Source organism: Mesorhizobium loti CJ3sym (assembly GCF_000472785.1).
In the GTDB taxonomy this organism is placed as follows: Bacteria; Pseudomonadota; Alphaproteobacteria; order Rhizobiales; family Rhizobiaceae; genus Mesorhizobium; species Mesorhizobium loti_E.
Genome location: NZ_AXAL01000031.1, coordinates 55,498 through 69,950, shown reverse-complemented (window position 1 = coordinate 69,950; position 14,453 = coordinate 55,498). Strand labels below are relative to the sequence as shown.

Sequence of the window (14,453 nt, the reverse complement as noted above, 5' to 3'; positions counted from 1 at the left end):
AGGTTTGCGACAATGCTGCTCAAGGATGAAGTTGGAATGCTGCAACGCGTTCCCCTGTTTTCCGGCATTGAGCCGGCAAAGCTCAAGCTGCTTGCGTTCACATCCGATCGTGTGAACTACAGCGCCGGTCAAATCCTCTTCCGGCAGGGCGACGAGGGCGACGCCGCCTATGTCATCCTTTCAGGCAAGGCGGACATTCTGGTGGATTCCGACAGCGGGCCGATAAAAGTCGCCGAACTGCTACCGAATTCGATTGTTGGCGAAATCGCCATATTGTGCAACAGCTCCCGCACGGCCACCGTCAGAGCGGCAACTCAACTGGAAGCCCTGAGAATCCGCAAGGATCATTTTCTGAGGCTTATGAAGGAGTTCCCGGAAATGACCATCGAGATGGTGCGGGTTCTTGCCGATCGCCTAAGCCATACGACCGCGGATCTGATCGACGCGCGGAGCGCCAAGTAACGAGTGATGTGCGCTTAAGCCTCGCCGTCGTGATGGCACTGCCTATCATGGCGACGGGACTGCGAAGGGGTTGCAGCATGGACGACAACGTTTTCCTGGTCAGATTTTGGGGCGTGCGCGGCAGCATTTCGGTATCGGGGCCAGAATTCTCTCGCTATGGCGGCAACACAAGCTGCATTGAGATGCGATGTGGCAAGCATACGCTTCTGTTTGACGCGGGATCCGGCCTGCGGCCTGCCGGCGGGGCGCTTCGGGCGTCGGGCGTGACCGATTTCGACCTGCTTTTCACTCATTGCCATTACGATCACATCATCGGGCTGCCGTTTTTTGCCCCGATCTATGACCGGAGCGTCAAGGTTACGCTTTGGTCGGGACATCTTGCAGGACGCATGACGACCCGGCAGATGATCGATAAGTTCATACGGCCGCCGTGGTTTCCGGTGAAACTGGACGTCTGCAAGGCAAGCCTCGACTGTCGCGATTTCGTGTCCGGAGACGTGCTTCAGCCGCGCGAGGGGGTGGTGGTGCGAACCGGCAGTCTTGTCCATCCGGGCGGCTGCATAGGCTACCGGGTGGAATGGGCCGACCGCGTCGTGGCGGTGATCACAGATACCGAGCACGAGCCGGACAAGCTCGATCAGGCGGTGCTCGGCCTGATTAGAGATGCCGACCTCGTCATTTACGATTGTACCTACACGGAAGAGGAAATGGAACGCCGCCACGGTAACGGGCACTCGACATGGCAACAGGGCGTCAAGCTCTGTGAGGCGGCCGGTGCGCGGGGGCTCGCGCTGTTTCACCACGATCCGTCACGCACCGACGAGGAACTGGAGGAGATCGAAAAGCTGGCCAAAGACAGGTTTGCCGGCGCTTTTGCCGCGCGGGACGGCCAGACGCTGGAATTTCCAGTCGCATTGCACAAAGGGCGCTGAGTTATTTTGCTTCATATCCGTTTTGACGCGATTCCCAAGGGAAAGCCCTATGCGCTTTTCCCGGCAAAACCGCTCACACTTTTCTTGGAATTGCTGTGGCGGCGCTGCGCCCGATCAATGTCCGGATCGGAAGCCATGCGCAGGCTTCGGCCTGTGCGGTGACTGCGAACAGCCGTTCGAGGAAAAGCCAGGCCGATTCATCATGTACGAGATGGTGGGTGAGAACGCCGACCGGTTCGCCACCGTCGTCTGCATGCTGCAATTGCGCGATGATAGCCTGAACCAAGAGGCCATGATCTCGGCAACCGCGCGTGCCATGCCAATCCATGATGTCGACATTGCTGTTGATGACCGCCAGCGAAGCCGGCTTCGGCGGGCCAAAGACCGACAATGCCGCAAATCCTATCGATCCAAGGTCGGACACTAGGCCGGCGTCGATCCTGTTCCAGGGTGGCACCAGCATCGGAACGGCACGTGTGCCGTGCAGGCCGGTCACGTGCGACAGCCCGCGAGCCAGATCATCGAGCACCGCATCGCGTGGCCGATGCGCACCGAGCTCCTGTTTTTTCTGGTTCTCGGGCGCATGATTTCGGTGCGCCCAGCCATGGACGGCGACCGTGGCATGCGGCGCCTCGTCAAGCCGCACGACAAGCTTCCCGTCGGTCTGCGCCGGAATGACGGCCAGAGTGACCGGAACCGCGAATTCGCCGGTGAGGTCGAGCAGCCGATCAAGCGCCGGCGTCGGATCCACGGCATCATCGTCGCGTAGCCAGAACTCCGCCTTGCGGCCCGCCCGTTGCCGGCGCGCCAGTTCTTCCACCAAGGGCTGCCAGATCGGACCGGTTGTCATGAGACCGGAATCTTTTTGAGAAGTTCGGCCAGACGCGCCGCCGCGCCACCGAGAGAACGTTCTTCGAGGACGAAACGCCTGGCTTGTGCGGCCATGATGGTTCTTTCGTCGTTACGGGTCAGAAGCCTTTCAATGGCGAAAGCGAACGCCGCGACATCGCCCGGCGGGGTGAGAAACCCGGTCTGGCCATCCCGCACGACCTCCGGCACGCCGGCGATGTCCTGAGCCACCACCGGAAGGCCGGCGGCCTGTGCTTCAAGATAGGCAACGCCATAGGCCTCGCCATAACCCGGCCAGACGTAGATTCCCCCGCTGTAAAGAACATCCGGCACGGCGGCCGGCTCGATCGCGCCAAGCCATTCGATACGGTCGGCGGGCAAGCCGGCGAATTGCCCTTTGACCTCGTCACGGGCAGGCCCGTCCCCGACGACCGACATGGTCCAGGGCAGGTGGCCGATCGAGCCGAGGGCTTGCGCCAGCATGCGATAGCTTTCGACTTTGTCGCCCGGGCGCATCATGGCGACGGTAACGAGGCGCGTCGGACAACTCCGTGACGGCATGTCGCGGAATGCCGATGTGTCGATGAAGGGCGAAAGCATATCGAATACGGCCTGGGGAATCGCATCTGTCAGCCCCTGGCGATCCCTTTGGGTGAAGCAGATGTTCAGCGCCGCCTTTTCGATGGCTCGCGCCACCAAGCCTTGGCTATCGGCCCACAAGCCGGCGTTGCGTCGCCTCGAATAGGAGGCTTCCGCTGTCACATAGGGGACAGCAAAGGTCGACGCCAGCTTGGGCCCGATCAAGTCGGGCGCCTTGTAATAGGGATGGTAGGTGAACCAGAGATCTGGCTTGCCGTCACGATGCCAAAGCTTGGTCAGCCGCTCGGCCTCGTCCGTGGCCTCGATCTTGAGCGCATCGAAACTTTTCGGCTCCGGCTGGCGTAGATAGAAGCGCAACTCAGATGCCAGTTCGACGCTATGCCCTCCGTGCTCCAGCGCCTTGACCAGCATCCGTGCCATCTGGCGGTCGCCGGAGACGACGGGATGATTGGGTGACTTCAGCGGCGCGTAGAAGGCAATTCGCATCGCGCGACCCTATCATCGGAAAGCCTGCGCAAGTCAATTTCGAAGCACGATCGACTTCACCTTCAAGCGTTGGAATGTGCTATCTAATGCTCATGGAAACAGCTGTCGCGTCCGACCCGTTTGTCGGTTCCTTGCCAGTCTTCGCAAAGTTCGAAAGCGTTGCCGATATCGACAATTATCGGCCTCTGCCCGATGGCTGGGCGCTGGCCACCGCCGACATTGTCGGCTCGACCAAGGCGATCGAGGCGGGGCGCTATAAAACCGTCAATATGGCCGGCGCCAGCGTCATTTCGGCGCTGCTCAATGCGCTGGGCCGGCAAGATCTTCCCTATGTCTTCGGCGGCGACGGCGCACTCGTGGCGTTTCCCGGCTCGGCGCTTGAGATCGCCCGCAACGCGCTGGCTTCTGTCCAGAGATGGGTGGCGGACGAACTGGACCTGACCTTGCGTGCGGCAATCGTGCCGATAAAGGACATAAGAGCGCAAGGCTTCGATGTTCGCGTGGCGAGGTTCCAGGCCTCCGAAGCGGCCTTCTATGCCATGTTCGCCGGCGGTGGCGGCAGTTGGGCGGAAGCCGAGATGAAAGCCGGGCGCTACCGCATCGACCCTGCGCCGGCCGGCGCGCGGCCGGATCTGACCGGCCTCTCCTGCCGCTGGAACCCGATCGAAGCCCGGCACGGCGAAATCGTCTCGATCATAGCCATACCGGGGGCTTCGCGAGACTTGCGCGGTTTTCAGTTTCTGGCGTCCGACATCATCGCGCTTGCCGGCAGGCAGGAGCGTGATGGCCACCCGGTGCCGGTGGACGGGCCAGGCTATAGTCTCATGCCCGCTGGCCTCGATGTCGAGGCGCGGGCCACGGCGCCGCCAGGGCGACGGTGGCTGGCGAAGCTGTGGGTGATGTTCCTGATGACGCTTACGGCGGTCGCCGATAGATTTGGCTGGACCATCGGTCGTTTCGATCCGAAGGTCTACAAGCGCGAGGTGGCCAGCAATTCGGATTTCCGCAAGTTCGACGACGGCTTGAAGATGACCATCGATGTTGACGCGGATGTCTTACACCGGATCGAGAACCGGCTGAAACAGGCGGAAGAGGCGGGCATTTGCAGCTATGGCCTGCACCGCCAGAAGTCGGCCTTGATGACCTGCCTCGTCATCTCGCCGCTGCAGCCCGATCATGTTCATTTCATCGATGGCGCCGACGGCGGCTATGCGATGGCTGCCGCAAACCTGAAGGCGAAGGCGCCGGTCCAATGACGGCTTGCGGAAATCGATTTTCGGCAATATGCCTCGGCCATGGTTCTTGGGGACCCGGTGAGCCTCGCCATGGGCGCGGGTAGTCTGTCCGAATTGACGGGAAAGTAGTTTTTTGGACGCCTCACGATCCACATATGACCGTCTTTTGAACCGGATTTCGACGCGCGCCGCGCAAGTCGGCGTGATCGGACTGGGCTATGTCGGGTTGCCGCTGTCGGTTGCGATCGCGCGCGCCGGCTTTCCGGTTTCCGGCTTCGACATCGAAACCCAGAAGGTCGAGAGCCTGAACAAGGGCCAATCCTACATCGAGGCGGTGACGTCGATGGCCCTTGCCGGCCAGGTGGCGAGCGGACGTTTCCGCGCCACCGCCGATTTTTCCGAGCTGGCCGTCTGTGATGTCATCATCATCTGCGTTCCGACACCGCTGACCAAACACCGCGAGCCGGACCTCTCCTTTGTCAGGAACACGGCAGCCACCATCGCCAAGCATCTGCGTCTCGGCCAGCTGATCGTGCTGGAATCGACCACCTATCCCGGCACCACCGACGACGTGATCAAGCCCATACTGGAAGAAACCGGCTTGCAGTCGAAGACGGACTTCTTCCTCGGCTTCTCGCCCGAACGCGAGGATCCCGGCAATCGCAGCTTCGAAGTCGCGACGATCCCCAAGGTCGTGGCAGGCGACGGCGTTGAAGCGGCGACGCTCGTCCAGGCTTTCTACCAGAACGTGGTCGAGACCGTCGTTCCGGTTTCCACCACGGCGACCGCCGAGGCGGTCAAGCTGACGGAAAACATCTTCCGCTCGGTCAATATAGCCCTCGTCAACGAGTTGAAGGTCGTGCTCGGTGCGATGGGCATCGACATATGGGAGGTGATCGAGGCCGCAAAGACCAAGCCCTTCGGCTATATGCCTTTCTATCCTGGCCCCGGACTTGGCGGGCACTGCGTTCCGATCGATCCCTTCTACCTGACGTGGAAGGCGCGCGAATACGAACTGCCGACCCGCTTCATCGAGCTGGCGGCAGAGATCAATACAGCCATGCCGCGTCATGTGGTCGATGAACTGGCGAAGGCACTGGACCGGCGCTGCGGCAAAGCGCTCAGCCGCTCGCGCATTCTCATCATCGGGCTAGCCTATAAGAAGAATGTGCCCGACATCCGCGAAAGCCCCTCACTGCGGCTCATTGAACTCATCGAGGAATGGGGCGGCAAGGCGGAATTCCACGATCCGCATGTTACCGAGATCCCGACCACGCGGGAGCATATGGCGATCAAGGGACGCCGCTCGGTGGAATTGACCGAGGCGGCCTTGAAGGATTTCGATGCTGTCGTCGTTGCAACCGACCACGACGCGATCGACTATCAGGCGATCGCTGATCACGCCCTTCTGATCGTCGACACACGCAATGTCTTTGGCCGCCTCGGGCTGACCAGAGAGACGGTGGTGAAGGCCTGACGGCGTCTGAGCCGGCGAATTTTTTGCCCGATGTCAGGATCGTGATTGCACTTCGCCGGCAGCCTCGCCACATAATGATAAATGCAGTTGCGCCTGGTCCTTGGCTGCAAGGACAGTCATCCGAGAAATTCTTCGCCGCTTTTGCCGCCGAAGCCGGCCTCGTTGACTTCGGGGCTTATCTTTGGATCGTTGGCGGACTGAGTTATGGCGGATCAATGGACGGGTTTCGAGACAGTATGAGCACAGCGCAAGCAGAAATTTCCACCATTCTTATGGATAAGGTTGCCGATTGGCTGACCCAATCGGCGCTGGCAGGCAACGACCTGGAAACATTGGTAAAAGGCTTTTGTGAACGGCTGGCCGCTGCCGGCCTGCCCCTGAAGCGGGTGCATTTGAGTTTTTCGATGCTGCATCCGCTTTATGACGCGCTTGGCTTCACCTGGCTTCGCGGCCAGGGCATGGAAATGGAAGGCTTCCGCAAGGAGGGCGGCGTGCAGTCCGACAGATTCCTTACCAGCCCATACTACCATCTGCTCAGCAACAAGCTCGACCATCTGCGGCGCCGGTTCAACGCGTCGGTGCCGTCGGAGTTTCCTGTTTTCGATGAACTCAAGCTTATGGGCGTCACCGATTACATGGCTTTCGTCCATCCCTTCAACGGCAACACCAGTCAGGGCATGTTGGGGTCCTGGTCCACCGACAGTGCTGCAGGCTTCAGCGACAGCATGATTTCGGCGCTGCTGCGCATCCAGAACCATCTCGCTATCGCAACCAAGATGGCGGTACTCACCAAGCTCGCCGACAACATGATGACCACTTATCTCGGTGGCGACGCCGGCAGGCGCGTGCTGGACGGCCAGATCAAGCGCGGCGAGGGCGACACAATCCGGGCCGCACTGGTCATGGGCGATATGCGCGGGTCGACTAGGCTTGCCGAAACCTCCGGCCGCGAAATCTATATCGATACGCTGAACCAGTTTTTCGATGCCATTGCTGCACCTTTCAATCGCAGAGGCGGGCAGATCATGAGTTTCCTGGGGGATGGCTTCATTGCCGTGTACCCTTGCGAAAGACACCGCTCGCAGTCCGAGATCGCCTGCCAGGCTGCTCTTGCGGCAGCGCACAAGGCCACCGCGCGCATGATGGAACTCAATCTGCGCAGAAAGGAGCAGGGGTTGGGCGACATAAACTTTGGTATCGGCCTGCATGTCGGCAATGTCATGTTCGGCAATGTCGGGCTTACCGACCGGCTCACATTCTCTGTCTTCGGCTCGGCTGTAAACGAGGTCCAGCGCCTCCAGACCCTGACCAAGAAATATCCGCACAGCGTTCTCGCCAGCAAGGACTTCGCCAGCTATTGCGGCGCCAACAGCTGGTTGACGCTCGGCAATGAGGAACTGGCGGGCATCAAGCAGAAGCTGACGGTGCTTGCACCCAATCTGTCGGGTGCTCTCGCACTCGATGAAGACGGCGCGCTGGAGCCGGCTCACGACCGAAGATCCGAAGCCGAGCAGGTCATGCTGCTTCATCGCGATGCCGCGCGACTGTCGGTGGGCGACCGGAGGAAGCTCCAGTAACCGCCACGATCCGATCCGAACGCCCTGGTATGCAGTCCGGTCGCCGGCTCCGCCGGGAGGATCGTTTCGAATCCAAGTTGCTCTAGGCTGGCAATGCGCTAGTCTCGCTTTCTGGGCCTGCCACCTGGCAGGCCTCCAGAGTGGGGCTGGCGTGAGAATGAATGCAGGCGTTGATCTGCTGCGGATCGAGGATGTTGGCATCTCTTTTGCCATTATCGGGGGACCGTTGCATGCCGTCAGGCGTGCAAGTCTTCGCGTCCTGCCCGGCAAGGTTACCGCCCTTGTGGGCGAGTCCGGTTCCGGAAAATCGGTTCTGAGCCAGGCAGTGATGGGCATTTTGCCGAACACAGCCCATGTTCGCGGCCGTATCCTGTTTTCCGATCCTGAAAAGCCCGGCACGACGCAGGATATCCTGCAGATGCCGCGTGATGGCCCCGAAATCCGGGCGTTGAGAGGCAGCCGCATTGGCAAGATTTTTCAGGAGCCGATGACATCGCTGTCGCCGCTGCACACGATCGGCAACCAGGTCAGCGAATCCCTGCAGATTCATACGCCCATGGCTCGGCCGGAGCGCAAGGCACAGACCGAGGAAATGCTCAGCCTTGTCGGCTTTCCCAATCCCAAGCGCGCCTACGACATGTATCCGTTTGAACTTTCGGGAGGATTGCGTCAGCGCGCCATGATCGCCATGGCTCTTATCTGCCGGCCCGCTTTGTTGATCGCCGACGAACCGACGACAGCGTTGGACGTCACCATCCAGGCGCAAATCCTGCAATTGCTGCGCGGGCTTCAGACCAAGCTGAACATGGCAATGCTGCTGATCACGCACGACCTCGGCGTGGTCGCCAATGTCGCCGACGAGGTGGTGGTCATCTACCATGGCGAGATCGTGGAAGCGGGGCCTGTCGAGGCGATATTCCGCCGGCCAGGTCACCCTTACCTGAAGGGTCTGATGGCAGCCGTTCCGCATTTCGACCTGAAGCCTGGTGAAAGGCTAAAGGCGCTCCGCGAGGTGCCGGTCAATGTCGGGAACCTGCTCGGCAAGCAGACGGCGCCGGCATCGAAGGGGCCGGACGACATCCTGCTGTCGGTCAGGGATCTGACAAAGACCTTCACCATCCGCAAGTCCGGATGGTTCGGCGGCGGTCATCAAACCCCTGTTCGCGCCGTGGACGGCGTGAGCTTCGATATCAGGCGGGGCGAGTGCCTGGGTCTGGTCGGCGAAAGCGGCTCCGGCAAAACCACCGTCAGCAAGATCCTCATGCGGGCTGTCACCCCTAGCAGCGGCTCTGTGATCTTCAACGGCCGCGATGGACCGATCGACGTCTTGGAAGCCGAGGGAGACGCCCTGCGCATGCTGCGCGCGAAAATCCAGATGGTCTTCCAGGATCCTGTTTCGTCGCTTTCACCTCGCATGACGGTGGAGAACATCTTGAGTGAGCCGCTGGAAATCCATCAACGTGGCAATGCCGCGGCCCGACTCGCCACGGTCAAGAGCCTGATGCAGGCAATCGGGCTCGATCCGCGCTTCATCAAGCGTTATCCGCACAGTTTCTCCGGCGGGCAGCGTCAGCGTATCGGCATCGCGCGCGCATTGGCGCTGGGGCCTGAACTCCTGATCTGCGACGAGCCGGTTTCGGCACTCGATGTCTCTGTCCAGGCGCAGATCCTGAACCTTCTGAAGGACCTGCAGAAGGAACTGGGCCTGACCTACTTGTTCATATCCCACAACCTGGCGGTGGTGGACTATATGGCGGACCGCATCGCGGTGATGTGCGGCGGGCGTATCGTCGAGCTTGCGCCGCGCGAAATTCTGCTTAGGAAACCGATCCACCCCTACACGCGTTCGCTGGTCGCCGCAGTGCCTTTCCCCGATCTCGACAGGCCGATGGATTTCAAGACGCTGAAGCACAGCGGCGCTTCCGACACCAGCGCATGGGGACCGCAATTCCGCGACGAGGGCGACGAGGATATGCTGTCGCCGCTCGACCTTGGCGGCGGCCACCTCGTGCTGGCTCGACGTTCGGCCGATGTTGGAGACCTGCGCCATTGATCAGCCGCCGCACCGTCCTTGGCCTCATGGCTTCGACATTTCTGCCGAGCCCGGTGCGCGCCGGCGATCTGGAGCCGGGATTTCTTCAGCCGCTGCTGACGGCCAGGGCGCTGCCTGCACTCGCCGAGCGCTTGCCCAAGAGTCCGCGCGCCTTGAACCTTGCTGCGATGGGCCGGCAGCCCGGCCAGTATGGCGGCACGCTGCGCACGATCATCGGCAGCCAGAAAGATATCCGGATGATGACGATCTACGGGTATGCTCGCCTGGTCGGCTACGACGAAAAGCTTAACTTGCAAGCAGACATTCTCGAAAGTTTCGACATAGCGGATGATCGCGTCTTCACTTTCAAGATACGGGAAGGACATAAATGGTCTGACGGTAGCCTGCTGACGCCGGAAGATTTTCGCTATTGCTGGGAAGATGTCTGGCTGAACGATGAACTTTCGGAAGGCGGGCTCGCCCCGGCGCTGCTGGCGGACGGCAAACCACCACGCTTCGAGATCGTCGATCCGTTGACGGTCCGCTATAGTTGGGATGCGCCCAATCCCGACTTCTTGCCCAAGCTCGCCGCTGCTTCGCCGCTATCGCTTGTTCTGCCGGCCGCCTATCTCAAGCAGTTCCACAAGAAATACCAGGATCCATTCCGGCTCGCCGGCCTGATGAAGGAGTATCGGACCCCGAAATGGACGCTCCTGCATATCCGCATGTCGCGGCAGTATCGACCGGAGAACCCGGAGCTGCCGACGCTCGATCCCTGGCAGAACCGGACCAAGCCGCCGGCTGAGCAGTTCATCTTCGAGCGCAACCCGTTCTTTCATCGAATAGACGAGAATGGCCGGCAACTGCCCTATGTTGACCGGATTGTCATGAATGTCAGTTCGTCGGCGATCATTTCCGCCAAGACCGGTGCGGGCGAGAGCGACCTGCAATGCATGGGAATTGACTTCGCCGATTACTCATTCCTGAAGGACGCGGAGAAGCGCTACCCGGTGAAGATGCATCTGTGGAAACGGACACAGGGCTCGCGGCTGGCGCTGCTGCCCAATCTGAATTGTGCCGACCAGGTGTGGCGTGGCCTCTTCCGTGACGTGCGCGTGCGCCGCGCGCTTTCGCTCGCTGTGGACAGGCGCGAGATCAACATGGCTGTGTTCTACGGATTGGCGCAGGAAAGTGCCGATACGGTCCTGCCGGAGAGCCCGCTCTACCGACCGGAATTCGCGAAAGCCTGGGTCACCCATGATCCCGACCAGGCCAATGCGCTGCTCGACGAGGTCGGGCTTCAGGCGCGTGACGATGACGGCTTGCGGATACTTCCCGACGGACGCCCGGCGCAGGTCATCGTGGAAACGGCCGGCGAAAGCACCCTGGAAACCGACGCGCTCGAACTCATCACCGATCACTGGCGCAAGATCGGCATTGCCCTGTTCATCCGGACTTCGCAGCGAGACATCTTCCGCAGCCGCGCGCTTGGCGGCGAGATCATGATGTCGATGTGGTCGGGCATCGACAACGGCGTGCCGACCGCCGACATGAACCCGTACCAATTGGCCCCCACCATCGACGACCAGCTGCAATGGCCGCTCTGGGGTGCTCACTACTTGTCTCATGGCACGGTCGGTGAGGCGCCCGATCTTCCTCCTGTGGTCGAGTTGATGGCTTTGCTCAAGCGCTGGAACGCATCGACCGAAGCCGCGGAGCGCGCCGAAATCTGGAATTCAATGCTGTCGATCTACACCGATCAGGTGTTTTCGATCGGCACGGTGAATGCAACGCATCAGCCGGTTCTGGCGTCCTCGCGGCTGCGCAACCTGCCTGACAAGGCGCTCTACGGCTACGACCCGACGGCCTATTTCGGTGTCTATATGCCGGATACATTCTGGCTTGGAGAGACCTGAGCGTGCTTCGATATATTGTCTGGCGCATCGCCGTGATGGTTCCAACGCTGCTGGTCATATCGGCGCTGGTGTTCACGATCATCGAACTTCCGCCGGGCGACTATTTCGACAGCTATGTTGCCGAGCTTCGGGCCCAGGGCGAAGCGGTGGATTCCGATCGCATCCAGATGATGCGCAAGGAATATGGTTTCGACCAGCCGCCGGTCATTCGCTACTTCTATTGGGTCGGCGGAATGCTGCACGGCGATTTCGGCTATTCCTTCGAATATGAGCTGCCGGTTCGCGACGTCGTCGGCGACCGAATGTGGCTGACCGTGCTGGTTTCCTTCGTCACGATCATCGTCACCTGGCTTATCGCGTTTCCGATCGGCATGTACTCCGCCACGCATCAATACAGTTGGGGCGACTACGGCCTGACGTTCTTGGGCCTTCTCGGCCTTGCCATTCCGAACTTCATGCTGGCGCTGATCCTGATGTATTTCGCCAACATCTGGTTCGGCACGTCCATCGGCCATCTCATGGACCAGCAATATCTCGGCGAGCCGATGAGCTGGGCCAAGGCGCAGTCGATCCTCGCCCATCTCTGGATCCCGGTCTTGATCATCGGCACCGGGGGCACGGCAAGCATGATCCGGCGGCTGCGCGCCAATCTGCTCGATGAGCTACACAAGCAATATGTCGTGACCGCGCGCGCCAAAGGCCTTCATCCCTTCAAGGCGCTGGTCAAATATCCGCTGCGCATGGCGCTGAATTTCTTCATCTCCGACATCGGCTCTATCCTGCCGGCCATCATCTCCGGCGCCGAAATAACCGCGATCGTGCTGTCTTTGGAAACGACCGGGCCGATGCTGATCAGGGCGCTGCAGAGCCAGGACATGTATCTGGCAGGGTCGTTCCTGATGTTCCTCGCCTTCCTGACGGTCATCGGTGTCCTGATTTCCGACCTGGCGCTGGCGCTGCTTGATCCACGAATTCGTTTGCAGGGCGGCAGCACCAAATGAGCACGCAATCGCCGCTGCCCGCTCCGGGTGCTCCCCTGCAACACTACGTTTCCACCGCGCCCTTTGACCTGCAGTCGGTCGAGGCGATGACGCCCGAGCAATCGAAGGTCTATCAGGCGTCGCAGTTGCGGCTGATGTGGTGGAAATTCCGAAAGCACCGGATTGCCGTCGTATCCGGCATATTCCTGGCAGCGCTTTATTTCGGGATACTGATCTGCGAGTTCCTGGCGCCCTACAATCTGCACACGCGCAACATGGACTACATCTATTCGCCGCCGCAGCGGGTGCACCTGTTCCACAACGGCCAGCTCGTCGGGCCGTTCGTCTATGGCCGCCAGATGACGCTGGATATGGACACGCTCAAGCGAAACTACATCGAGAAACAGGATGATGTTCAGCGGATCCGTTTCTTCTGCAAGGGCGACAGTTACCGGTTCTGGGGCCTGATCGAAGGTGACAGGCATTTTGTCTGCCCTGCCGAAAACGGCCAGCTCTTTCTCGCCGGCACCGACAGGCTGGGGCGCGATGTGCTCTCGCGCATCATCTATGGCGCGCGCATCTCACTGACAATCGGCCTCGTCGGCATCAGTTTCAGCTTTGTGCTCGGCATTGTCATCGGCGGACTGGCCGGCTATCACGGCGGTATCTTCGACCTGATCGTTCAACGGATAATCGAAGTTCTGCAATCGATCCCCAGCATTCCGCTGTGGTTGGCTCTGGCGGCGATCATGCCGATAACCTGGAGCCCGATCCTGATCTATTTCGGCATCACCGTCATTCTCGGTCTGATCCACTGGACCGGACTGGCGCGGGCTGTGCGTTCAAAGCTTCTAGCCTTGCGCGAGGAGGATTACGTTCTGGCCGCACAATTGATGGGCGCCAGCAGCAGCCGCATCATTGGGCGGCACCTCATTCCCGGCTTTATGTCGCATTTGATCGCAACGGCGACGATCTCCATACCCGGCATGATCCTGGGCGAGACGGCGCTGAGCTTCCTCGGGCTCGGCCTGAGGGCACCGACAACCAGCTGGGGCATCCTGCTCACCGAGGCACGCAGCGTCAGCGTGATCGCCTTCTATCCATGGCTGCTTTTGCCGATGCTCCCCGTCATTCTCGTCATCATGGCGTTCAACTTCTTCGGCGACGGGTTGCGGGACGCCGCGGACCCCTACAAGTGAGATCGCTATTTCCGCCACACGCTGGGCCGCAGACTCCCCCCCGTATGGTCCTTGCCGGCGGCCTGCCCGGTTGTTGCAGCGCTCATCGTTCGCTTCTATAGGTGGCGAGACGCGATCGGAGTTTGGCGGGTCGCCTTCGGGTCACCTTGAACCGGTTCTTATCGCGGGCATTGCCTATTTTTTTGAGCAGGTTCAGGACACACAGACGCATATGAGTCGCCTCGATAATTTCATCAGCAGGATGAGCGCGCAGCGCGACATTCTCAATCAAATCTGCCCCGAAGTGGCGAAGATGGAGGGGCCCGTGCTCGAGCTCGGCCTCGGCAATGGCCGGACGTTCCACCATCTGCGCGAGCGCCTGCCCGGGCGCCGGATCGTGGTGTTCGACCGCGAAGTCGGCGCACATGCCAGCTCAATACCCGACGCTGAAAACCTCGTGCTCGGCGAAATACGCGAGACAGGGGTCAGGTTCATCGGCATCGACGCCGCTCTTGTTCATGCCGACATCGGCACAGGCTATGACGATCGCGACGCAATAACCTCTACCTGGCTTCCCGATCTGATTGCGCGCCTGCTTCGCGTCGGCGGCTTCGCGGTCAGCGGCACACCGCTCGATCACCCGCAATTGCAACGCCTCCCGCCGCCGACTTCGGAGCCCGCCGATCGTTATTTTCTCAGCAGGCGCGTTTGAGGGTGGAGACGTCCCAG

The 14,453-nt window shown here is 60.7% G+C and carries 12 protein-coding genes; 10 read left to right on the top strand and 2 right to left on the bottom strand.

The window, feature by feature from the left end:
- Window positions 1-12: 12 nt before the first annotated feature.
- A complete protein-coding gene (locus A3A9_RS0131460; RefSeq protein WP_027031343.1) occupies window positions 13-462 on the top strand; it encodes a cyclic nucleotide-binding domain-containing protein in 450 nt (149 codons plus the stop codon).
- Window positions 463-539: 77 nt separating this feature from the next.
- Entirely contained in the window at window positions 540-1,394 is an 855-nt protein-coding gene (locus A3A9_RS0131455; RefSeq protein ID WP_027031342.1) for an MBL fold metallo-hydrolase, read from the top strand.
- A 73-nt stretch (window positions 1,395-1,467) separates the two neighbouring features.
- Here A3A9_RS0131455 and A3A9_RS0131450 read toward each other — a convergent pair whose 3' ends face one another.
- Complete coding sequence (locus tag A3A9_RS0131450; protein WP_027062180.1) at window positions 1,468-2,244, bottom strand: polysaccharide deacetylase family protein; 777 nt, start codon at window positions 2,242-2,244, stop codon at window positions 1,468-1,470.
- Window positions 2,241-3,329 (bottom strand): glycosyltransferase family 4 protein, encoded by a 1,089-nt coding sequence (locus tag A3A9_RS0131445; protein WP_027062179.1) that lies wholly within the window; start codon window positions 3,327-3,329, stop codon window positions 2,241-2,243. Before A3A9_RS0131445 ends, A3A9_RS0131450 begins: the two co-directional genes overlap by 4 nt.
- 74 nt (window positions 3,330-3,403) lie before the next feature.
- Here A3A9_RS0131445 and A3A9_RS0131440 point away from each other — a divergent pair, with 74 nt between their 5' ends.
- The 8 genes from A3A9_RS0131440 to A3A9_RS0131405 all read left to right on the top strand — a co-directional run bounded on the left by A3A9_RS0131440 (window position 3,404) and on the right by A3A9_RS0131405 (window position 14,436).
- Complete coding sequence (locus tag A3A9_RS0131440; protein WP_027062178.1) at window positions 3,404-4,585, top strand: DUF3095 domain-containing protein; 1,182 nt, start codon at window positions 3,404-3,406, stop codon at window positions 4,583-4,585.
- A 112-nt stretch (window positions 4,586-4,697) separates the two neighbouring features.
- Window positions 4,698-6,041 carry a nucleotide sugar dehydrogenase gene (locus A3A9_RS0131435; protein ID WP_027062177.1) on the top strand — a complete coding sequence of 448 codons (1,344 nt, stop codon included), beginning with the start codon at window positions 4,698-4,700 and terminating at the stop codon, window positions 6,039-6,041.
- 236 nt (window positions 6,042-6,277) lie between these two features.
- The gene (locus A3A9_RS0131430) at window positions 6,278-7,618 is read left to right on the top strand and encodes an adenylate/guanylate cyclase domain-containing protein (protein ID WP_027062176.1); all 1,341 of its coding nucleotides are present in this window, start codon (window positions 6,278-6,280) and stop codon (window positions 7,616-7,618) included.
- Between the two features lie 157 nt (window positions 7,619-7,775).
- Complete coding sequence (locus tag A3A9_RS0131425; protein ID WP_027062175.1) at window positions 7,776-9,671, top strand: ABC transporter ATP-binding protein; 1,896 nt, start codon at window positions 7,776-7,778, stop codon at window positions 9,669-9,671.
- Window positions 9,668-11,566: an ABC transporter substrate-binding protein gene (locus A3A9_RS0131420; protein WP_027062174.1), complete on the top strand. Its 1,899-nt coding sequence runs from the start codon at window positions 9,668-9,670 to the stop codon at window positions 11,564-11,566. Before A3A9_RS0131425 ends, A3A9_RS0131420 begins: the two co-directional genes overlap by 4 nt.
- Window positions 11,567-11,568: 2 nt before the next feature.
- Window positions 11,569-12,567, top strand: coding sequence for an ABC transporter permease (locus A3A9_RS0131415; RefSeq protein ID WP_027031334.1), 999 nt, complete (start codon window positions 11,569-11,571; stop codon window positions 12,565-12,567).
- Window positions 12,564-13,745 (top strand): ABC transporter permease, encoded by a 1,182-nt coding sequence (locus A3A9_RS0131410; RefSeq protein ID WP_027062173.1) that lies wholly within the window; start codon window positions 12,564-12,566, stop codon window positions 13,743-13,745. The genes A3A9_RS0131415 and A3A9_RS0131410 overlap by 4 nt, the downstream gene beginning before the upstream one ends.
- Window positions 13,746-13,956: 211 nt before the next feature.
- Complete coding sequence (locus A3A9_RS0131405; protein ID WP_027062172.1) at window positions 13,957-14,436, top strand: class I SAM-dependent methyltransferase; 480 nt, start codon at window positions 13,957-13,959, stop codon at window positions 14,434-14,436.
- Window positions 14,437-14,453 lie beyond the last annotated feature (17 nt).

What these genes read in the sequence shown, in the direction of transcription:
- A3A9_RS0131460 (WP_027031343.1), top strand. Translation starts at nt 13, where the DNA reads ATGCTGCTCAAGGATGAAGTTGGAATGCTGCAACGCGTTCCCCTGTTT.
- A3A9_RS0131455 (WP_027031342.1), top strand. Translation starts at nt 540, where the DNA reads ATGGACGACAACGTTTTCCTGGTCAGATTTTGGGGCGTGCGCGGCAGC.
- A3A9_RS0131450 (WP_027062180.1), bottom strand. Translation starts at nt 2,244, where the DNA reads ATGACAACCGGTCCGATCTGGCAGCCCTTGGTGGAAGAACTGGCGCGC.
- A3A9_RS0131445 (WP_027062179.1), bottom strand. Translation starts at nt 3,329, where the DNA reads ATGCGAATTGCCTTCTACGCGCCGCTGAAGTCACCCAATCATCCCGTC.
- A3A9_RS0131440 (WP_027062178.1), top strand. Translation starts at nt 3,404, where the DNA reads ATGTGCTATCTAATGCTCATGGAAACAGCTGTCGCGTCCGACCCGTTT.
- A3A9_RS0131430 (WP_027062176.1), top strand. Translation starts at nt 6,278, where the DNA reads ATGAGCACAGCGCAAGCAGAAATTTCCACCATTCTTATGGATAAGGTT.
- A3A9_RS0131425 (WP_027062175.1), top strand. Translation starts at nt 7,776, where the DNA reads ATGAATGCAGGCGTTGATCTGCTGCGGATCGAGGATGTTGGCATCTCT.
- A3A9_RS0131410 (WP_027062173.1), top strand. Translation starts at nt 12,564, where the DNA reads ATGAGCACGCAATCGCCGCTGCCCGCTCCGGGTGCTCCCCTGCAACAC.
- A3A9_RS0131405 (WP_027062172.1), top strand. Translation starts at nt 13,957, where the DNA reads ATGAGTCGCCTCGATAATTTCATCAGCAGGATGAGCGCGCAGCGCGAC.